This is a genomic window from Kitasatospora sp. NPDC001660, assembly GCF_053596725.1.
This window is the reverse complement of sequence record NZ_JBSFGU010000008.1, coordinates 70,270-87,877: the sequence shown is the minus strand read 5'-3', so window position 1 is coordinate 87,877 and position 17,608 is coordinate 70,270. Positions and strand designations below refer to the sequence as shown.

General features: G+C 75.0%; 19 protein-coding genes. 11 read left to right on the top strand and 8 right to left on the bottom strand.

What is annotated here, in order from left to right; all coding sequences use genetic code 11:
* Positions 1 to 38: 38 nt before the first annotated feature.
* From ACWCXH_RS11680 to ACWCXH_RS11670, 3 genes are all read left to right on the top strand, one after another.
* Positions 39 to 809: a bestrophin-like domain gene (locus ACWCXH_RS11680; RefSeq protein WP_449801219.1), complete on the top strand. Its 771-nt coding sequence runs from the start codon at positions 39 to 41 to the stop codon at positions 807 to 809.
* 198 nt (positions 810 to 1,007) lie between these two features.
* Positions 1,008 to 1,649, top strand: a complete 642-nt coding sequence (locus ACWCXH_RS11675; RefSeq protein ID WP_449801218.1) for a class I SAM-dependent methyltransferase — start codon at positions 1,008 to 1,010, stop codon at positions 1,647 to 1,649.
* Positions 1,646 to 2,314 (top strand): histidine phosphatase family protein, encoded by a 669-nt coding sequence (locus ACWCXH_RS11670; protein WP_449801217.1) that lies wholly within the window; start codon positions 1,646 to 1,648, stop codon positions 2,312 to 2,314. Before ACWCXH_RS11675 ends, ACWCXH_RS11670 begins: the two co-directional genes overlap by 4 nt.
* Positions 2,315 to 2,560: 246 nt before the next feature.
* Here the strand turns inward: ACWCXH_RS11670 and ACWCXH_RS11665 are convergent, their stop codons facing one another.
* Both ACWCXH_RS11665 and ACWCXH_RS11660 read right to left on the bottom strand, forming a co-directional pair.
* Positions 2,561 to 4,228, bottom strand: coding sequence for an ABC transporter permease (locus ACWCXH_RS11665; RefSeq protein ID WP_449801216.1), 1,668 nt, complete (start codon positions 4,226 to 4,228; stop codon positions 2,561 to 2,563).
* Positions 4,225 to 5,145, bottom strand: a complete 921-nt coding sequence (locus ACWCXH_RS11660; RefSeq protein ID WP_449801215.1) for an ABC transporter ATP-binding protein — start codon at positions 5,143 to 5,145, stop codon at positions 4,225 to 4,227. Before ACWCXH_RS11660 ends, ACWCXH_RS11665 begins: the two co-directional genes overlap by 4 nt.
* A gap of 101 nt (positions 5,146 to 5,246) precedes the next feature.
* Between ACWCXH_RS11660 and ACWCXH_RS11655 the strand changes: the two genes are divergently transcribed.
* Together ACWCXH_RS11655 and ACWCXH_RS11650 are read left to right on the top strand one after the other, a co-directional pair.
* Positions 5,247 to 5,738, top strand: a complete 492-nt coding sequence (locus ACWCXH_RS11655; RefSeq protein WP_449801214.1) for a GbsR/MarR family transcriptional regulator — start codon at positions 5,247 to 5,249, stop codon at positions 5,736 to 5,738.
* A 108-nt stretch (positions 5,739 to 5,846) separates the two neighbouring features.
* Positions 5,847 to 6,881: a DUF5954 family protein gene (locus tag ACWCXH_RS11650; protein WP_449801213.1), complete on the top strand. Its 1,035-nt coding sequence runs from the start codon at positions 5,847 to 5,849 to the stop codon at positions 6,879 to 6,881.
* Between the two features lie 69 nt (positions 6,882 to 6,950).
* Here ACWCXH_RS11650 and ACWCXH_RS11645 read toward each other — a convergent pair whose 3' ends face one another.
* Complete coding sequence (locus ACWCXH_RS11645; RefSeq protein ID WP_449801212.1) at positions 6,951 to 8,408, bottom strand: lytic transglycosylase domain-containing protein; 1,458 nt, start codon at positions 8,406 to 8,408, stop codon at positions 6,951 to 6,953.
* 465 nt (positions 8,409 to 8,873) lie between these two features.
* Between ACWCXH_RS11645 and ACWCXH_RS11640 the strand changes: the two genes are divergently transcribed.
* Together ACWCXH_RS11640 and ACWCXH_RS11635 are read left to right on the top strand one after the other, a co-directional pair.
* Positions 8,874 to 9,299: a hypothetical protein gene (locus tag ACWCXH_RS11640; RefSeq protein ID WP_449801211.1), complete on the top strand. Its 426-nt coding sequence runs from the start codon at positions 8,874 to 8,876 to the stop codon at positions 9,297 to 9,299.
* An 18-nt stretch (positions 9,300 to 9,317) separates the two neighbouring features.
* Positions 9,318 to 9,605: a hypothetical protein gene (locus tag ACWCXH_RS11635; protein WP_449801210.1), complete on the top strand. Its 288-nt coding sequence runs from the start codon at positions 9,318 to 9,320 to the stop codon at positions 9,603 to 9,605.
* A 37-nt stretch (positions 9,606 to 9,642) separates the two neighbouring features.
* On the opposite strand, the gene ACWCXH_RS11630 is transcribed toward ACWCXH_RS11635, so the two are convergent.
* The 3 genes from ACWCXH_RS11630 to ACWCXH_RS11620 all read right to left on the bottom strand — a co-directional run bounded on the left by ACWCXH_RS11630 (position 9,643) and on the right by ACWCXH_RS11620 (position 12,915).
* A complete protein-coding gene (locus tag ACWCXH_RS11630) occupies positions 9,643 to 11,217 on the bottom strand; it encodes an alpha/beta hydrolase (protein WP_449801209.1) in 1,575 nt (524 codons plus the stop codon).
* Between the two features lie 139 nt (positions 11,218 to 11,356).
* Positions 11,357 to 11,995 carry an NAD(P)-dependent oxidoreductase gene (locus ACWCXH_RS11625; RefSeq protein ID WP_449801208.1) on the bottom strand — a complete coding sequence of 213 codons (639 nt, stop codon included), beginning with the start codon at positions 11,993 to 11,995 and terminating at the stop codon, positions 11,357 to 11,359.
* Between the two features lie 29 nt (positions 11,996 to 12,024).
* On the bottom strand, positions 12,025 to 12,915 hold the full coding sequence (locus ACWCXH_RS11620; RefSeq protein ID WP_449801207.1) for an EamA family transporter: 891 nt from the start codon (positions 12,913 to 12,915) through the stop codon (positions 12,025 to 12,027).
* A 136-nt stretch (positions 12,916 to 13,051) separates the two neighbouring features.
* Between ACWCXH_RS11620 and ACWCXH_RS11615 the strand changes: the two genes are divergently transcribed.
* On the top strand, positions 13,052 to 13,549 hold the full coding sequence (locus ACWCXH_RS11615; protein ID WP_449801206.1) for a MarR family winged helix-turn-helix transcriptional regulator: 498 nt from the start codon (positions 13,052 to 13,054) through the stop codon (positions 13,547 to 13,549).
* A gap of 19 nt (positions 13,550 to 13,568) precedes the next feature.
* Positions 13,569 to 14,498, top strand: coding sequence for an NAD-dependent epimerase/dehydratase family protein (locus tag ACWCXH_RS11610; protein ID WP_449801205.1), 930 nt, complete (start codon positions 13,569 to 13,571; stop codon positions 14,496 to 14,498).
* A 1-nt stretch (position 14,499) separates the two neighbouring features.
* Here ACWCXH_RS11610 and ACWCXH_RS11605 read toward each other — a convergent pair whose 3' ends face one another.
* Complete coding sequence (locus ACWCXH_RS11605) at positions 14,500 to 14,781, bottom strand: hypothetical protein (protein ID WP_449801204.1); 282 nt, start codon at positions 14,779 to 14,781, stop codon at positions 14,500 to 14,502.
* A 155-nt stretch (positions 14,782 to 14,936) separates the two neighbouring features.
* Here ACWCXH_RS11605 and ACWCXH_RS11600 point away from each other — a divergent pair, with 155 nt between their 5' ends.
* Entirely contained in the window at positions 14,937 to 16,082 is a 1,146-nt protein-coding gene (locus ACWCXH_RS11600; protein WP_449801203.1) for a glycoside hydrolase family 3 N-terminal domain-containing protein, read from the top strand.
* Between the two features lie 135 nt (positions 16,083 to 16,217).
* Here the strand turns inward: ACWCXH_RS11600 and ACWCXH_RS11595 are convergent, their stop codons facing one another.
* Positions 16,218 to 16,922 (bottom strand): polysaccharide deacetylase family protein, encoded by a 705-nt coding sequence (locus ACWCXH_RS11595; protein WP_449801202.1) that lies wholly within the window; start codon positions 16,920 to 16,922, stop codon positions 16,218 to 16,220.
* 332 nt (positions 16,923 to 17,254) lie between these two features.
* Between ACWCXH_RS11595 and ACWCXH_RS11590 the strand changes: the two genes are divergently transcribed.
* Entirely contained in the window at positions 17,255 to 17,602 is a 348-nt protein-coding gene (locus ACWCXH_RS11590; protein WP_449801201.1) for an ArsR/SmtB family transcription factor, read from the top strand.
* Positions 17,603 to 17,608: the final 6 nt, after the last annotated feature.

Genomic DNA, 17,608 nt, shown 5'->3' with positions numbered 1-17,608 from the left:
TTCCCCGTCACCGAGCAGAGCCAGAGAAGGGAGTCCCCATGGACGAGTGGGTGGCGTTGGCCATCGCCATGGCGGCGGCGTGCGCTGTCGTCGTGGCGGTGGTGCTGTTGCGGCACCGCCGGGTGGGCATCGTGAAGCCCCACGAGACCCCGGACGTCATCGACTACATCACGATGATGATCGGCGTGGTCTACGCGATCGTCCTCGGCCTCGCGATCGCGGGTGTCTGGGAGGCGCGCGGCGCCGCCCAGGACGACGTGCTCCGCGAGGCCCAGTCGCTCCAGGAGGTGAGCGACCGGGTGGTGGTCTACCCGGCCGAGGTCCGTGACAAGATCCGGGCCGACGTGGACGCCTACGTGACGTACGTCGTCCAGACCGAGTGGAAGTACATGCGCGACCACGGCGCGATCTCCGACAAGGGGACCGAACTGCTGGACCAGGTGCGTGCGGACGTCGCCACCCGGCAGCCCGCGAACGAGCTGGAGGCGCAGTCCTACCAGCCCGTCATGGACCGGATCAGCGCGGCCGACGAAGCCCGCAACGCGCGCGGGCAGAACGCCGGGCCGACCATGCCCGGGGTGGTCTGGTTCGGCCTGATCGCCGGCGCGCTGGTCACCTTCGGCATGCTGTTCGCGCTCCAGATCCGGCGCACCCCAAGGGAGTTGGTCCTGGCGGGCTGCTTCAGCGTGCTGATCGCCTTCCTGCTGTTCATGATCTGGGACTTCGACGAACCGTTCGGCCGGAGCGTCTCCGTCACCACGCAGCCGTTCACCGACCTGTTTCCCCAACTCAACCTCGGCGGCGACTAGACGCACGCGCCCGAGGGGCCGTGCGGATCGGTGAGCGATCCGTGCGGCCCCGAGCCGTCTTCGACGACCGTCCCCTTGCGGAGCATGCCAAGGCGCTCCGGTCAGGGGTGCCGGGCCACCGGGCCCTTCCAGCTCGCCGGTTGCGCGGACCGGTAAGTTGACCGGTACCTCGCAGGCCCGCCGAACGGAGGACTCGCCATGGACAGTCAGGACTGGGACGACCGCTACGCCGCGAAGGAACTGGTGTGGGGTGCCGGTCCCAACCTGTGGGTCGTCCGCGAACTGACCGGCCGCACCCCCGGCCACGCCCTCGACGTCGCCGCCGGCGAGGGCCGCAACGCCATCTGGCTGGCCGCCCGGGGCTGGGAGGTCACCGGGCTGGACTTCTCCGCCGTCGCCATCGAGCGCGCCGAGCGGCTCACCGCCGACCTGCCCGACGAGGTCGCCGACCGGCTCACCTGGCGGCACGACGACGCGCGCACCTTCGACCCGCCGGCCGCCGGCTACGACCTCGTCCTGGTCGCCTACCTCCAGGTGCCCGCCCGTGACCGCCGCGCCGCGCTGCGCCGTGCGGCCGACGCGCTCGCCCCCGGCGGCACCCTGCTGGTGATCGGGCACGACCTGCGCAACCTCACCGAGGGCGTCGGAGGCCCGCAGGACCCGCGCGTCCTGTACACCCCGGAGGACGTCCTCGCCGACGTCGCCGACCACGGCCTGACGACCGTTCGCGCGGAGCGCGTCCTGCGCCCGGTCGGTGCCGACCACGGACACAAGGGCGGCGGGGGAGACGGCGACACGGCCGTCGACCTGCTGGTCCGTCTGGAGCGGGGTGCCGCGTGACCGCCCCGCTCTCCCGCCGCGCCCTGCTCGCCGGCCTGACCGCCGCCGTCCCCGTGCTGCTCACCGGCTGCTCCTCGCACTCGAAGGGCTCGAAGAAGTCGGCCAAGGCCGCGAACGCGAGCGCCGCCCGCGCGAGCGACCCGGGAGGCGACGCGTTCATCATGATCATCCGGCACGGCGAGAAGCCGGATGGCAGCACTCCGGGCCTGGACGAGAACGGCAAGCACGACGACAAGTCACTGACCGAGCGCGGCTGGGCCCGGGCCAAGGCGCTGCCGAAGCTGTTCGACCCGCCCGCCGCCGGGCTCCGCAAGCCGGCCCGGATCCACGCCGCCTCCGACCAGGGCCCGCTCGCCGGGGCGCACCGGATGCGGCAGACGGTCACCCCGCTGGGCGCCGCGCTCGGGCTGAAGGTCGACACGACGTACGCCGAGTCGCAGGAGACCGAGCTCGCCGGGGCCGTCCTGACGGGCGACCAGCCGGTGCTCATCAGCTGGGAGCACGGGCGCATCCCGCGGATCGTCGAGGCGCTCGGCGCGACCGGCAGCGGTGCGCCGTCGGTGTGGCCGGACCGCTTCGACCTCGTCTGGGTGTTCTCCCGGACCGCCGGCGGCCCGTGGACGTTCCAGGAGGTGCACCAGCACCTGCTGGACGGCGACTCCTGAGCGCGGGGCCGGACCGGACACCGACCCTGAGCGGCCGCGCCCCGTCCGTCTCGTCCCCGCCCACCGGCTACGCCAGACGTCCGGCCACACGCCGCCCCGCGGGGCCCTGATCGCACGCAGCTGGCACGTGACCTGCTCGCCGGGAGGCTTGACGCTCGGTGGAGGCCATGCACGGATCTCGGCAACTCATGTGCCACGAGCAGAGGTCGGGGCCGGCCCGAGGAAGCGGGGCCGGCCCCGGAGTGGTCAGCCCGCGTCCAGATCGCGCCGGCGGAACCCGGCCAGCCCGAAGGCGACCAGTCCGGCCGCGACGAGGGTGAGCACGGCGAGCGGCGTCCAGTCCATGCCCGCCGCCGGCAGCCGCGGCACGTGGCCGAAGGGCGAGAGCCGGTCCAGGCCCTCGGGGAACTTCAGCAGCGGCCCGAGGTAGCCGATCACGAACCCGTACGCCGGCAGCAGCCAGGCCAGCGCGGTGGCCCGGGGCAGCCAGCCGTACACGGCCGCGGCGAAGCCGACCGTCACCCACTGGGCGGGCGCGAACGCCAGGGCGGCGCCGGTCAGCCGGAGGAACTCGCCCCCGTCACCCGTGGAGGCGGCCCCCGCGATCCCGAACCCGACGCCCGCCGCGAGCATCACGGCCGTCGAGCCGATCAGCGCGGCCGCCACGTGCCCGCCCAGCCAGCCGGCCCGGGACACGGCGGTCGCGAGCACCGGCTCGACCCGCCCGGCCGTCTCCTCGGCGCGCGGGCGCAGCATCGCGAGGACCGCGTACACGGCGCCGACGACGGCCACCACGAGCATGGTGAGCGCGGCGAACGAGTCGGACAGGGTGTGCCCGCCGAGCCGGGCGAGGGCCTCCCGGATCTGGTCGACGTCCTTGAGCATCGAGTCGGCGTCGCCGAGCAGCGAGCCGTACATCGCGCCCAGCAGCAGGAGGGCGGTCGCGAAGCCGCCGATCAGGCCGCGGTGCAGGCGCAGCGCGAGGCCGAGCGGGGTGCCGAGGGCGGGGCTGCCGGTGGGCGGCCCGGGGCGGGTGGCGCGCAGACCCGCGCCGACGTCCCGGCAGGTGCTCAGCCCGAACCCGGCCGCGGCGGTGGCGGCGGTGAGGGCGAGCGCGGGCAGCAGCGGCCACCAGCGGTCGTCGACGAACGGGTAGGTGTGCTGGAGCCAGCCGATCGGGGAGACCCAGACGAGGCCGCTGTCGGCGGCGTCGCCGGCCGCGCGCACCGCGTAGGCGGCGCCGAGCGCGGCGAGCGCGAGGCCGGAGGCCGTCCGGGTGTGCGCGGTGGTCTGGACGGCGACGGCGGCGACCGCGGCGAACAGCAGCCCGGCGGTGGCGAGCGCCGTGCCGTAGAGCAGGGCGCCGCCGGTGGTGAGGCCGGGGATGCCGAGGCCGGGCAGGCCGGCGGCCGGCAGCAGGCCGAGGGCGAGGTCGGCGGTGGCGGCGGTGCCGAGCGCGGCGGCCAGGTGGGCGTGCCGGCCGACGGCGGCGGAGCGGACCAGCTCGGCACGGCCGGTCTCCTCCTCGGCCCGGGTGTGCCGGGTGACGATCAGGACGTTCATGAGGCCGGCGAGGACGACGGTCAGCCCGAGCATCCGGTGGCCGAGCATGGCGCCCCACGTGTAGTCGGCCAGGTAGTGCCGGGGGCCGGTCATGGCGAGCACGGCCGGGTTCGCGGAGGCGTGGCCGATCGAGGCGCGGTCGGCGGCGGTCCGGTAGACGGTGTGCAGGCTGTTGGCGGTGCCCAGGGTGAGCAGGCCGAGGCCGAGGACCCAGACGGGCAGCCGGACGCGGTCGCGGCGCAGGTCGAAGCGGAGCAGCGCGCCGGTGCCGGCGAACCGGGAGCGGGTGCCGGGGTCGCGCCCGGCGGTGGCGTCGCGGCGGGTGCCGGGGGCGGTGGTGGTCGCGGTCATCGCGCGGCCCCGGTGCGGCGCTGCTCGTCGGCGAGCTCGTCGCCGTAGTGGCGCAGCATGAGCTCCTCCAGCGTGGGCGGGTGGCTGACCAGGCTGCGCAGCCCGGCCTCGCTCAACTTCCGGACGGCGGCGTCGAGTTCGGCGCCGTCCACGGCGAAGTGCACCCGGGCGCCGTCGGTGCGGACGTCGTGCACGCCGGGCAGTGCGTCGAGGCCGGCGACGGGCTGCCGGGTCTCGGCCTCGACGGTGGTGCGGGTGAGGTGGCGCAGCTCGCCGAGGGTGCCGCTCTGGACCACCCGGCCGCGCCGGATGATGCTGACCCGGTCGCCCAGCTTCTCGACCTCGTCCAGGATGTGGCTGGACAGCAGGACGGTCCGGCCCTGCTCCTTGGCCTCGCGGACGACGTCCTGGAAGACCACCTCCATGAGCGGGTCGAGCCCGGAGGTGGGCTCGTCGAGCAGCAGCAGCTCGGCGTCGGAGGCGAGTGCGGCGACGATGGCGACCTTCTGCCGGTTGCCCTTGGAGTAACTGCGGCCCTTCTTGGTGGGGTCGAGGTCGAAGCGCTCGACGAGCTCGTCGCGTCGGCGGCGGTCGAGGCGGCCGCGCAGCCGGGAGAGCAGGTCGATCGTCTCGCCGCCGGTGAGGCCCGGCCACAGCTCGACGTCGCCGGGGACGTAGGCGAGGCGGCGGTGCAGCTCGACGGCGTCGTGCCAGGGGTCCTTGCCGAGCATGCGGGCGGTGCCGCCGTCCGCGCGCAGCAGGCCGAGCAGGACCCGGATGGTGGTGGACTTCCCGGCGCCGTTGGGTCCGAGGAAGCCGTGCACCTCGCCGGTCTCGACGTCGAGGTCGAGGCCGTCCAGCGCGGTGGTCCGGCCGAAGTTCTTGCGGAGGCCGGAAAGCGTGATTGCCTTCGTCATGCTGCTGAAGGTACCGTAGTTTCAGAAAAACATGAATATTGGGAAGGCGTTAAAGTTCGCTCGGGAGAGATCGAGAACGGGACTCGGGACGGTGCGCGTTGGTGGAGCAGGAGAAGGCGGACTTCGTCGAGCGGTTCGCGGCGGAGCTGGTGGTCGCGGGCATGGCCCGGATGCCGTCGCGGATCTTCTCCTGCCTGATGGCCGAGGAGAGCGGCGTGCTCTCCTCCGCCGAGCTCTCCGAGCGCCTGCAGATCAGCCCGGCCGCCGTCTCCGGCGCGATGCGCTACCTCACCCAGGTCGGCCTGGTCTCCAAGGAGCGCGAGCCCGGCTCGCGGCGCGACCGCTACCGGGTGCGGGGTGACGTCTGGTTCGAGTCGCTGACCCGGCGGGACGAGATGATGATGCGCTGGATCCGGGTCCTCAAGGAGGGGGAGTCGATCGTCGGCGCCGGCACCGCGGCGGGCGAACGGCTCGCGGAGAGTGCCGAGTTCTTCGAGTTCATGATCGACGAGCTGCACGGCATGCTCGGCCGCTGGCGGGTCGAGCGGGCCCGGCGGGCCGCGGAGGCGGCCGGGGAGTCCGGCCCGCAGTAGCCCGCAGCAGTCCGTAGCAGCCCGCAGGATCCCACAACCTCCCACGGTGCGAGGGCGGTTCGCGCAAGGCCGCCCCGCGCGGCGGCCCGCCGCGCTACCACTGGCCGCATGGACGACGACGTGGTGCCCTTCCCCGACCACCTCACCATCCGGGTCACCCACGCGGACGACCCGGTCTCCGCCGTGGCCGGCCTGGAGGCGTGGGAATCGCGGGAACGCTATCCGAACCTGCTCATGATGCCGCCGGTCTTCGGCTCGATCGAGCGCACCCCCGAGGGGGCCTGGCGGATCCTCTGCTTCCACGCCGGCACCCCGCAGGGCGCCCGCGACGACCTCGGGCACGTCTTCCGCTGCTGGGCGCACGGTGAGCCCGGCGGTCAGTGGGCCGCCCCCTGGGACATCACCGACGCCGAGCGCGCCGCCTACACCGCCGCCTACGAGCGGCTGGAGTGGGAGAAGCTCGACGAACTGACCGTCGCCGGGCGGCAGTACCGGGTCTTCCGTGCCGAACAGGTGCTGCGCGGCGGCCCGGAGGGGGTCGAACCGCCGCGCCCCACCGATCCGGACCCGGCGCCCGTCGGCCACGGCCACCGGACGCCCTCCCGCGTCGACGGCTTCGTGATCGACCCGGCTGCGGCCGTCTCCCTGGTCGACGGCATCGTCCGGCTCGACCTGATGACCCTGGTGCCGAGCGGCCGCTCCATCACCGAGGAGGTCCGCGAGGACGCCCGGCGCGCCTCCGCGCGCCACCCCGACGTGTTCGTCCTGCCCGCGCACTGCGCGGTCGCCGAGCAGCGGGACGGGCGCTGGGGACCGATGACCGGCGCCTGCGAGACCCCGCAGGCCGCCCGCGACATCCTCGCCGCCTACCTGCGCGAGTTCGCGCCGATGACCGACCCGGGCCTCGGCGAGGAGGATCTCGCCGCCTACGCGGCCGCGGCCGACCGGCTGGACGCCTTACGCGCGAACACCGTCGAGGCGGCCGGGCGCAGGTTCCGGCTGGTGCGGGTCGAGCCGGTGATCCGGCTCGGCCCGGACGGCCCGGAGCCGCCGCGGCCCTCGGACCCGGACCCGGACCCGCCGATCATGGTGCAGGAGGCCCGGGACCGCGCGGCGGGGCTGTGGCCGGAGGACGACGACTGACGTCGTCCTCCCGGAAGGCCGCGAGGCCCGACCCCTTCGACAGGGGCCGGGCCTCGCAGTGCTTCCGCCTCAGCGACCGGACGGGGTCGCCGAGGGGGAGACCGTTGCGCTCGGGGTCGTGGCCGGCGTGCTGCTCGGAGTGGTGCTCGGGGTGGCGGTCGGCGTCGCGGTGGCGCAGCCGGGGGTCGGCGTGCCGCTCGGCGTGGCCGTCGGGGTCGGGGTGCCGCTCGGGGTCGCGGTCGGCGACGGCGTGCCGGTGGGCGCGGGCGTGGCCGTCGGGGACGGGCAGGCGGTGGGCGTGCCGGTCGGGGTCGGGGTGGGCGTCCCGGTGGGCGTGGGCGTTCCGGTGGGCGTGGCCGTCGGGGACGGGCTGCCGCTCGGGGTGGCGGACGGCGAGGGCGAGCCGCTGGGCGTCGGCTTCGGGTCCGCGGTGGGACTCGGCTGCCCGGTCGGGTTCGGGCTCGGGTTCGGGCCGGTCGTCGCGGTCGGTGTCGCGGTCGCGGTCGGGGTGCCGGGCGTGGGCGGCTGCGCACTCGGCGAGGGCTGCGGCTGCGGCTGGACCGGGGTCGTCCCCGTGGTGCCCGTGCCGGTACCGGTCGTGGTCCCGGTGGACGTCCCCGGCAGCGGGAACGTCGGGAACGGCGGCAGCGGCAGCAGCGGGGCCGGCAGGTCCGGGGAGGTGGTGACGGAGCCGCTGCCGAAGTGGGCCATCCAGTTCTTGACGGTCCGCAGGTACTCGCCCGAGTAGTTGTAGCTGAGGATCGCCCGGTCGAGCTGCGCCGGGTCGGAGAGGTCCCGCCCGTTGGCGCACAGGTAGCGGCCGGCGGCCTCGGCGGCGTCGAAGACGTTGTTCGGGTCGGCCTTGCCCTTGCCCTGGGTGTCCACGCCCCAGGCGGCCCAGGTGGACGGGATGAACTGCATCGGCCCGACCGCGCGGTCCCAGCGGGTGTCGCCGTCGTAGCGGCCGCCGTCGGTGTCGGGGATCGCGGCGTTGCCGCCGGTGCCGTCGAGCACCGGGCCGAGGATCGGACGCAGGGTCGTCCCGTTGGCGTCCACTTGGCCGCCGTCGGCCTGGCCGGACTCGACCTGGCCGATCCCGGCGAGCAGCTGCCAGGGCAGATGGCAGCCGGGCGAGCGGGTGGCGAGCGAGGCCTCGGCCTGCTTGTAGGCGGCGAAGACGGTCGCGGGCAGCGAGGCGCCGGCGGCGGCGAACGGGCCGGCGGCGGGCGCGCCGGGCACGGCACCGGGCGGCTGGGGCAGCGAGACGGTGCCGCCGCCGTCGGCGGGTGCACCGGTACCGGGGGCGGGGACGGTGCCGCCGCCCGGTATGCCGGGGGTGGCGGCCGTGGTGCCGTCGTCGGCCTGGGCCGTGACGGAGTCGGCGGCGGCGACCTGGGCCAGGCCGAGGTTGGTCATCTGGGAGCCGGTCAGGGCCGCGAGCGCGGTGAACGCCGCCGCCGTCCCCGTGACCCGCTTGCCCAGCCGCACCTTGCGCCCGTTGTCCGCGCTGACGAACCTCGCCGTCATGCCGTTGCCCCTCCCCGTGTGCCTGTCCGGTCGTTCCCGTGAACGGACGGGCCGTCATCATCGTGCCTGCCGGTCGATGACGATCCCGCCGCCCGGATGATTAGTATCACGACGATCCGACAGCACCCGAGTGTCCGCCGGGTATCCCGGAGTCGACTCCGCAGGTCCCGGCCGGGGCACGGCAGTTGGGCGGCGTTCGGTCGTGGGCGCACCGGCGCGGGGCCGGCGTACGCGGGGGGCGGACCGGCGGTCCGGGGCAGGGGGTGGTGCGTGCGCGGCCCACAGGGCGCCCCGGCGCCGCCCGTCGGCCACCTGCCTGACCTGCCCGGATCGCGGACGGCGAGGGCCGTCTCCCTACCAGGGCGGACGCGCCGGCGCCAGGTCTCGGCCCCAACTGCGCCCTGGACGGGTGACGTTGTGATGAAAGTGGGCATGCCAGGAAACCGGGACCGGCATGCTGTGCCCGTGACCGTGCGGACAGAGGCGCAGATGTGGACGGAGGCCCCGATCGTGAGCGCGAACCTGCCGGAGGCCGTCGCCGAGGGACCGGTCCTGCCGGCGCCCCCGAGGGTGGTGGACGACCTGGCCCGGGACCTGACCCAGGCGGCGGCCGCGGTCCGGGCGGTGTCGCGGGCCGGCCGGAGCGGGGGCGACGTCGCCGTGGCCGCGTACACCGCCGTGGTGTGTACCGGCCGTTCGGCGGCGCGGGCGCTGGAGGAGGCCGCCGCGTGGTGCCACCAGGCGCCCGGGGCGGAGGTGCACTCGCTCGCCTGGGCCCGCGTGCCGGGGCACCGCGACGACGTCTACGAGTACCGCCTCACGCTGGCCGTCAGCTTCCCCGACGAGGAGACGGGCGAGCACTGCGGGGACACGCACCACGCCCGGTGGTGACCGCGTACGATGGCCCGCATGGGTCATGGGGATGCTGACGATCTGACGGGTACTTCCTCCGGCCGGCCGTCCGGCGGGGCCGTCGCCGAACGGCGTGAACTCTCCGGCCCCGCCGCCGTCGCCGCCACCGTCCTCGCCATCGTGTGCGGTGCGGCCGTGGTGCTGGCGGTCTTCCACTGGCTGGGTTGGAGCGTTCCGGGGCTCGGCGTGCTCGTCGCCAAGCTCGGGATCAAGCTCGCCGTCGGCGGTGCGGCCGGACTCGTCGCCGCGGTCGCCTGGCTGCGCACGCGGCGCGGCGCCCGCTGACCGTTCGATCCGGTCGCCGGGCGCCCCGGCGGAGGAATCAACCGGCCTGCGGGGAAGGGCAGGTGAGGTCGTGCTCGGGGGCCTCGCCGTCCAGCAGGTAGCGCTCGACGACGTCGGTCACGCAGGTGTTCGCGGTGGGGTACTGGCCGTGGTCGCCGTTGCCGGTGACGGTGACCAGCCGCGAGCCGCGCAGCGCTCGGTGGGCGCCGAGGGCGGCCTCGTAGTACGTCGCCGGGTCGTGCACGGAGTTGAGCATCACGGTCGGCGGCAGGTGCGCGCCCGTCACCTTGACGTGCGGCGCGTGGGTCTTCGGCCAGGACGCGCAGACGGCGCTGAAGGCGAGCGTCCGGGCGCCGCCGAGCGGGAAGCGGGCGGTGTTCTCGGCGCCCCGCTCGACCCAGGTGTCCATGTCCCTGGTCCACGGGGTGTCGGAGCACGTCACCGAGAAGTACTCGGCGAGGAACTCCGGGCTGAGGTAGTGGCCGAACACCTGCCCGGCCATGGCCCGGCCCGCGGCGTCCGCGCCCTGCCAGTTGTCCACGGCCGCCAGCGCCTGGGCGAGGTACGGGAAGTTGGCCTCCTCGTAGATCGCCCCGATCGCGCCGTTGTCGAGCTGGTTCGGGCCGATGGTCAGCGAACCCTCGACGATCGGGCTGTCGTGCAGCGCGGCGCGCCGCTTCTCCCAGCGGTCCTCGACCTCCTGCGGCGTCGAGCCGAAGTGGTAGGTGCTGTCGCGCGCCGCGAGCCACGGCACGAAGTCCTCGTCGAAGCGGCGCTGGAAGCTCATCGGCTGGCCGAGCTCGAACTCCTCCCACGTGCCCTCGAAGCCGATGTTGCTGTCCAGCACCATCCGCTCGACCCGGTGCGGGAAGAGCGTCCCGTAGTAGGCGCCGATCATCGATGCGTAGGACGGGCCGTAGTAGCTGATCTTCTGCTCGCCGAGCAGCGAGCGGAACAGGTCGAGGTCGTGGGCGGTCTGCTCGGTGGTCAGGTAGGGCAGGAGGTCCCCGCTGTGCTCCTCGCAACTGGCCACGAGCGTCTTGGCGTTGGCGATGACCCGGTCGACCGCCTCGGGGGACTGGTCGCGGTAGTCGCCGGCCAGGAACTCCTGGAACTGCTCCGGGCTCTGGCACTCGGCCCGGGTGCTGCGCCCGACGCCGCGCTGGTCGAAGCTCACGATGTCGTACGCGCCGGCGACCTTCGGGGCGCTGGTGGCCAGGCCGGCCGGGCGCAGCAGGCCTGACGCGCCGGGGCCGCCGGCGGCCATGAGGAGGGTGCCCTTGCGGTGGGCCGGGTCCCCGGCGCGGTGCCGGGAGACGGCGATGGACAGGTCGGCCCCGGCGCCCGGGTGGTGCCAGTCGCGCGGCACGGTCATGGTGGCGCACTCCAGGGCGGGCTGCCCGGCGCACGGCTGCCAGTCGAGGTGCTGCTGGCTGTAGCGGGCCGGCACGGCCACGGCGTCACCGGGGTCGCGGGCGTCCTGGGGAGCGGCGCTCGCGGAAGCGGGCACCGCGAGCCCGGCCACCACGGCGGCGGCGACGGCGACCGCGGCACGGCGGGCGCGGGATGCGGAGGACTTCACGGTGGCGGCGGTGTTGATGGCTGTCTTCACGGCAGAAATCCTGTCGGACCGGCGACTGACAGGCGATCACGTACGCATCCGTTTCCGGGGTGGTGCTGGCTACACCTCTGCTGGGGTGCCGGCGCCCGGTCCGTCGTGTGTGTGGTGACGGACCGGGCGCCGGTTCCGGTCAGTACGCCGCGGTGAAGCGGGTGCGGCGGTGGGTGGGGGTCTCGGCCTCGTCGAGGAGGGCGACGGCGAGGTCCTCCATCGAGATGGCGGAGTTGCCGTCGGCGTCGACGAGCAATTCGTCGCGTCCGAGGCGGAACCGGCCGGTGCGGGTGCCGGGTTCGAGGAGGGCGGCCGGGCTCAGGTAGGTCCAGTCGACCTGGTCGTCGGCGCGGTAGAGGTCGAGCTGCTCGTTGCAGGCGAGTGCGATCGGGCGGATCGCGGCGGGGAAGTCCGGGGTGTCGACGAGGATCGTGCCGTCCGTCCCGGGGACGGTGAGGCTGCCCGCGCCGCCGACCGCGAGCAGGCGCACTGCCGTCCCGGCGAGGCCGGCCAGCAGGCCCTGGGTGGCGACGGCGAGTTCGCCCTCGCTGCCCGGCGCCGGGCGGGTGGCGGTGATCACGAGGTCCTGGCCGGCGGCGAGCCGGGCCACGTCCTCGGCGTTGCGGGCGTCGCCGACGGCGGTCACGGCGGCGGCGGGGAGTCCGTGCGGCTTGCCCGGGTCGCGGACGACGGCGGTGACCTCGTGGCCGCGGGCGAGCGCCTCGGCGACCACCCGGCCGCCGACGTTGCCGGTCGAGCCGAACACGGTGATGCGCATGGGGGTTTCTCCTTCGGTGGGTTGGGGATTCACGCGTTCTCGTGGGCGGGGGCCGATGCGGCGGGTGTGGTGCTCGCCGGGGTGGCGGCGCGCGGGCGCTGCCGCTGGGCGGCGATCAGCGAGCCCAGGACGACGAGCGCGCCGAGCGCCTGGATCGGGGTGAGGTCCTGTCCGAGGGCGAGCCAGCCGAGCGCGGTGGCGACCACCGGGCTGAGCAGCGCGAGGAAGGACACCGAGTTCGGCGGCAGCGCCCGGAGCCCGCGGAACCACAGCACGTACGTGAGGGCGGCGCCGATCAGGCTGAGGTAGAGGTAGCCGAGCACGTTCGTGCCGGTCAGGTGGGACGGCGGGGCGCCCTCGGTGATCAGGGCGACCGGGACGAGCAGCAGCCCGCCGGCGGTCAACTGCCAGCCGGTGGTGGCGAGTACGGGCGCGGGGGAGACCCAGCGCTTGGCGAGGACGAGGCCGGCGGCCATGACGACCGCGCTGCCGATCGCGGCCGCGAGGCCGACCGCGTCGAGCCGGGCGCCGGCCCGCAGGACGAGCAGGCTGACGCCCGCGACGCCGGCGATGCCGGACAGGACGGTGCGCAGTGTGATCCGCTCCCCGAGCACCGCCGACGAGAGCACGGCGGTGACGAGTGGCTGGATGGCGCCGACCGTCGCGGCGATCCCGCCGGGGAGGCGGTAGGCGGCGACGAACAGGAGGGCCTGGAACAGGCTGATGTTGAGCGCGCCGAGGATCAGCGCACGCCACCACCAACCGCCCTGGGGCAGCTTGCGGGTGAGGGCGACGAGCAGCAGTCCGGCGGGCAGGCAGCGCAGGACGGCGGCGAGGAGCGGCCGGTCCGGCGGCAGGTATTCGGTGGTGACGAGGTAGGTCGACCCCCAGACGGCGGGGGCCAGTGCGGTCAGCAGCACGATCCCGAGTCGATTTCTTAGCACTAAGCCAATGTATCTCAGCGCTAAGGCATTTCGTGCCGCTCCGGCGACGTGAGGTGGCTCACGGTTACCTCACTGCTAAGAAATCCAGGGGTGGATCCCCTACTCTGGATCCGTGGCAGATCATGTGGACCGCGTCGTCGCGCAGTGGGGCGCCGAGCGCCCCGACCTGGACGTCTCCCCGATGGAGGTGTTCGGCCGGCTCAAACGCCTCTTCCGGCTGGTGGACACGGAGCTCAACCGCACCTTCGGCGAGCACGGCCTGGACGCGGCCTCCTTCGACGTCCTCGCCACCCTGCGCCGCAGCGGCCCGCCCTACCGGCTCACGCCCACCGGGCTCATGGAGTCCGCCATGGTCACCTCCGGCGCCATCACCCAGCGCCTCGACCGGCTGGAGGCCCGCGGCCTGGTCACCCGCACCCGCAGCGAGCAGGACGGCCGCAGCCGCGAGGTCGCTCTCACCCCGGAGGGTCACGCCCTGATCGACCGGGCCCTGCCCGCCCACCTCGCCACCGAGTTCCGCATGCTCGCCGGCCTCGACGACGCGCAGACCGCCGCCTTCGTCGAGGCCATGCGCACGATGCTGGCCTTCCTCGGCGACAGCGCGGAGTGACGGACCGTAAGGTGTCCGCGTGAGTATTCATCTGGTAGTGGGATACGGGCCCGCGGGGGCGGCCACGGCGCGGCTGCTGGCCGGGCAGGGGCACGAGGTGCGCGTCGTCACCCGGTCGGGGCGGCCCGCCGAACCCGGTATCGAACACCTCGCGCTGGACGCGTCCGACCCGGCCCGGCTGACCGCGGCCGCGCGCGGCGCCGTCGCCGTCCACGGCTGCGCCGCGCCGCCCCTGCACCGCTGGGCCGCCGAACTGCCGCCGCTCGCCGACGCGCTGTGCGCCGCGGCCGAGGCGAGCGGCGCGGTGCTCGTCCTGCTCGGCAACCTCTACGGCTACGGCCCGGTCGACGGTCCGCTGACCGAGGACCTGCCGCTCGCCGCCACCGGCCGCAAGGGCCGGGTGCGGGCCGCGGTCTGGGAGCAGGCGCGGGCGTTGCACGAGGCAGGCCGGATCCGCGCGGTCGAGGTCCGGGCCTGCGACTTCTTCGGCCCCGGCGTGACCGACCGCGGCCACCTCGCCGCCCGGGTCGTGCCCCGCGTCCTGGCCGGCCGGCCCGTCACGGTGCTCGGCGACCCGGACGCGCCGCACAGCTGGACCTACCTCCCGGACGTGGCCGCCGCCCTGGCCGAGGCCGCGGGCGACGAGCGCGCCTGGGGCCGGGCGTGGCACGTGCCGACGGTGGCGCCGCGGTCGGCCCGGGAGATGGTGGCCGGTCTCGCGACGGAGGCGGGCACCGGCCCGGTCGCCGTCCGCCGGACGCCCCCGGCCGTCCTCGGCGTCGGGTCGCTCGTCTCCCCGCTGCTGCGCGAACTCCGCGAGACGCTCTACCAGTTCGACCGCCCGTTCGTGATGGACTCCGCCGCCTACGAGGCCGCGTTCGCCCTGCGGGCCACCCCGGTCGAGGAGCAGTTCCGCACGACCGTCGAGTGGTGGCGCGGGCGGCGCTGAGTCAGGGCCTGACCCCCACCGCCTTGAAGGACGTGACGAGGGACGGGCGGGAGGCGTCGGCGTGGACCGTGCGCGGACGGACCGTCACGTCGGAGGACCCGGCGGCGGTCAGCAGCGGGTGCAGGGGGCGGCCGACCAGCGCGTCGCCGCCCGCGTCGGCCTGGACGCGGACGAGGTGGCAGGCGGCGGCCCGGGCGGCCGGGCTGTCCGGGTGGAAGAACGCGGAGCCGAGGGGTGGCGGTGCTGGGCTGGCCGGCGCGGCGGTCGGGGTGGCCGGTCCCACCGGGGAGCGTCTGGTCGAGGAGCGGGAGGGTCCGTTGGCCCGCCGGGCGCGCCGGTGGGGGGTTGGGTACGCTGGCGGACTGTACGCCGTCGTTCCGTGTGCGTCTGGTGTTCGCAAGCGTTCCCTTTCCCGTCGTCCCCGTTCCGGGAGGTCCGATGTCCCCGCTCCGCCGGCCCGCCCGGCTCGCGGCGGTGCTCGCGGTCCTGGCCGCCGCGCTCGGGCCGGTCACGGCCGGTTCGGCGACGGCGCCGACGCGTGCGTGGGGCCCGGCGGAGAGGACGGCCATGCCGTCCAGCCTCGACTCCCGTCTGCTCGCCGGCCGCCGGATCGTCTACTCCTACCCGGGGCCGACCCCGCCGCCCGTCGTGCTCCAGGCGATCCGCGAGGGCCGCGCGGCCGGGGTCATCCTGTTCGGCGAGAACGTCACCAGCCCGGAGCAACTGGCCGAGGCCGTCGGCATGTTGCGGCAGGCGGCGGCCGAGTCGCCGGTGGCGGAGCCGCTGCTGCTGATGACCGACCAGGAGGGCGGCAAGGTCCGCCGGCTGCCCGGCGCGCCCGAACTCTCCGCGCGCGCCACCGGGTTGTCGCCCAACCCGTCGGCCGAGGCGGAACGCTCGGGCGTCGGCGCGGGGGAGAACCTCGCGGACGCGGGCCTGAACGTCAACCTCGCGCCGGTGCTCGACGTCTACGACACCCCCGGCAACTTCATCGACGGCCACGAACGATCGTACGGTCAGGACCCCGCCGTGGTGGGCCGGTTGGGCAGCGCCTTCGCCGCCGCGCAGCAGGGCGTGGGCGTCGCCGCCACCGCGAAGCACTTCCCGGGCCTCGGCTCCGCCGCCCGCGACGAGAACACCGACGAGCGCCCGGTCACCCTGCCCGTCCCGCTCGCCGAGCTTCGCGCCCGCGGAGAGGAACCGTACCGGGCGGCGATCGCGGCGGGCGTCCGCCTGGTCATGGCCTCCTGGGCGGTGTACCCGGCGCTCGACCCCGAGCGCCCGGCCGGTCTCTCGCCCGCCGTCGTCCGGGGTGAGCTCCGCGACCGCCTCGGCTTCGGCGGCGTGACGGTGACGGACGCGCTCGAAGCGGGCGCCCTCACCCCGTACGGCGACACCGGCGCCCGCGCGGTCGCCGCCGCCGACGCCGGCATGGACCTCCTCCTGTGCTCGGCCCGCGACCCGCAGCAGGGCGAGGACGCTGCCGCCGCCGTCGCCGCGGCCCTCGACTCCGGCCGCCTGGACCGGTCGGCCTTCGACGCCGCCCTCGCCCGCATCACGGCGCTGCGAGCGTCGCTCGACTGAGGCCGGGACGTCCGGGCGGGGTGGGATGGCGCGCAGGTCGTGCTCCGACCACTGACGCGCGTCGCTCGGACGCCCGCCCTGCGCGCGATCGGCGCGAGATGCCTGCCGGGCAGCGGCGCCCGTTCGCGGAGCGGCTCACTCATGCAGGAGGGTGCGCAGCGAGACGATGCGGTAGCCGCGGGCGCGGGCGCCGTCGATGATCGCCGGGAGGGCCTCGGCGTCGAGGCACCGGCCGGGGCCGCCCTCGTCGGTGGCGCCGACGTGGAGCTGGAGGATCGCGCCCGGGGTGAGGGCGGAGAGGGCGCGGTCGGTGGCGCTCGCGGCGGTCATGCCGTGGTTGGGGCCGAGGTAGCCGTTGGTGTCCTGGGTGAACTCGATGTCGGCGAAGCCGAGGTCGTTGACCGTGTCGATCGCCTCGGGGGTCGTTTCGCCGTACGGGAAGCGGAAGAACGGGAGCGGGTCGGCGCCGGCGGCGCGGCGGATGGCGGCGTCGGCGCGCTGCACCTCGGTGCGGGCCTCCTGCCGGTCGAGGCCGGTGAAATGCGGGTGGCTGTAGGAGTGGTTCCCGAGGCCGTGGCCGGCGGCGGCGATGGTGCGGACGGCGCCGGGGTGCCGGTCGGCGAAGTCGCCGGTGGGGAAGAAGGCGGCCGGCGCGGCGCGGTCGCGCAGCGTGGTGAGGACGCCGTCCAGGCCGGATTCGTCCCACGCGGCGTTGAAGGTGATCGCGACGACGCGGTCGTCGGTGGGGATGCGGCGGATCGCGGTGCCGAGCAGGGCCGCGGGTGGTGGCGCGGCGGCGACGAGGGCCAGCACGGTCGCGGCGGCGAGGAGGCGCTTCATGCCCGTCCAACGAGGCCGTCGCCCTGCGGGGTACGCCCGGGCCGACCTCACGCGTGGCACTTTTCGCGCATCTGTGCCCCGAAGGTGCCGTTTACGCCGGTAGGGTGATGCTGACTACACGTCACCTCGAAAGCTGAGAACGGAAGTTGACAGCATCCAGGCTCGGCCCCCGCGAAGGGTGTTCGAGGTGGCGGCGCGCCCTCGGGCTGCGGCGGTGCCGTGCCGGCACCGTGAAGACTTGAAGAATTCTTCATCCGCAGGGATGATGCTTGCCGGCCGCGCGACCCGCGCCCGGCCGCCGACCCAGCCACACACGAGGGAGAGAGCGGACGATGCCCGTCCCGCTGTACCAGGCCAAGGCGGAGTTCTTCCGCACCCTCGGCCACCCGGTCCGGATCCGGGTGCTGGAACTGCTCCAGGACGGCCCCCGGCCGGTCCGCGAGCTGCTGGCCGAGATCGAGGTCGAGCCCTCCAACCTCTCCCAGCAGCTCGCGGTGCTGCGCCGCACCCAGCTGGTCACGGCCACCCGCGAGGGCAACACCGTGGTGTACGCGCTCAGCACCCCGGACGTCGCCGAGCTGCTGAGGGCCGCGCGGCGGATCCTGACCGAGCTGATCACCGACCAGGGCGCGCTGCTCACCGAGCTGCGCGCGCCCGGGATCGCGCTACCGGGCCGCTGAGGCCCT

Excerpts from the sequence above, each read along its gene's own strand:
- ACWCXH_RS11680 (WP_449801219.1), top strand. The coding sequence starts at position 39 with ATGGACGAGTGGGTGGCGTTGGCCATCGCCATGGCGGCGGCGTGCGCT.
- ACWCXH_RS11675 (WP_449801218.1), top strand. The coding sequence starts at position 1,008 with ATGGACAGTCAGGACTGGGACGACCGCTACGCCGCGAAGGAACTGGTG.
- ACWCXH_RS11665 (WP_449801216.1), bottom strand. The coding sequence starts at position 4,228 with ATGACCGCGACCACCACCGCCCCCGGCACCCGCCGCGACGCCACCGCC.
- ACWCXH_RS11660 (WP_449801215.1), bottom strand. The coding sequence starts at position 5,145 with ATGACGAAGGCAATCACGCTTTCCGGCCTCCGCAAGAACTTCGGCCGG.
- ACWCXH_RS11650 (WP_449801213.1), top strand. The coding sequence starts at position 5,847 with ATGGACGACGACGTGGTGCCCTTCCCCGACCACCTCACCATCCGGGTC.
- ACWCXH_RS11645 (WP_449801212.1), bottom strand. The coding sequence starts at position 8,408 with ATGACGGCGAGGTTCGTCAGCGCGGACAACGGGCGCAAGGTGCGGCTG.
- ACWCXH_RS11635 (WP_449801210.1), top strand. The coding sequence starts at position 9,318 with ATGGGTCATGGGGATGCTGACGATCTGACGGGTACTTCCTCCGGCCGG.
- ACWCXH_RS11625 (WP_449801208.1), bottom strand. The coding sequence starts at position 11,995 with ATGCGCATCACCGTGTTCGGCTCGACCGGCAACGTCGGCGGCCGGGTG.
- ACWCXH_RS11600 (WP_449801203.1), top strand. The coding sequence starts at position 14,937 with ATGTCCCCGCTCCGCCGGCCCGCCCGGCTCGCGGCGGTGCTCGCGGTC.
- ACWCXH_RS11595 (WP_449801202.1), bottom strand. The coding sequence starts at position 16,922 with ATGAAGCGCCTCCTCGCCGCCGCGACCGTGCTGGCCCTCGTCGCCGCC.
- ACWCXH_RS11590 (WP_449801201.1), top strand. The coding sequence starts at position 17,255 with ATGCCCGTCCCGCTGTACCAGGCCAAGGCGGAGTTCTTCCGCACCCTC.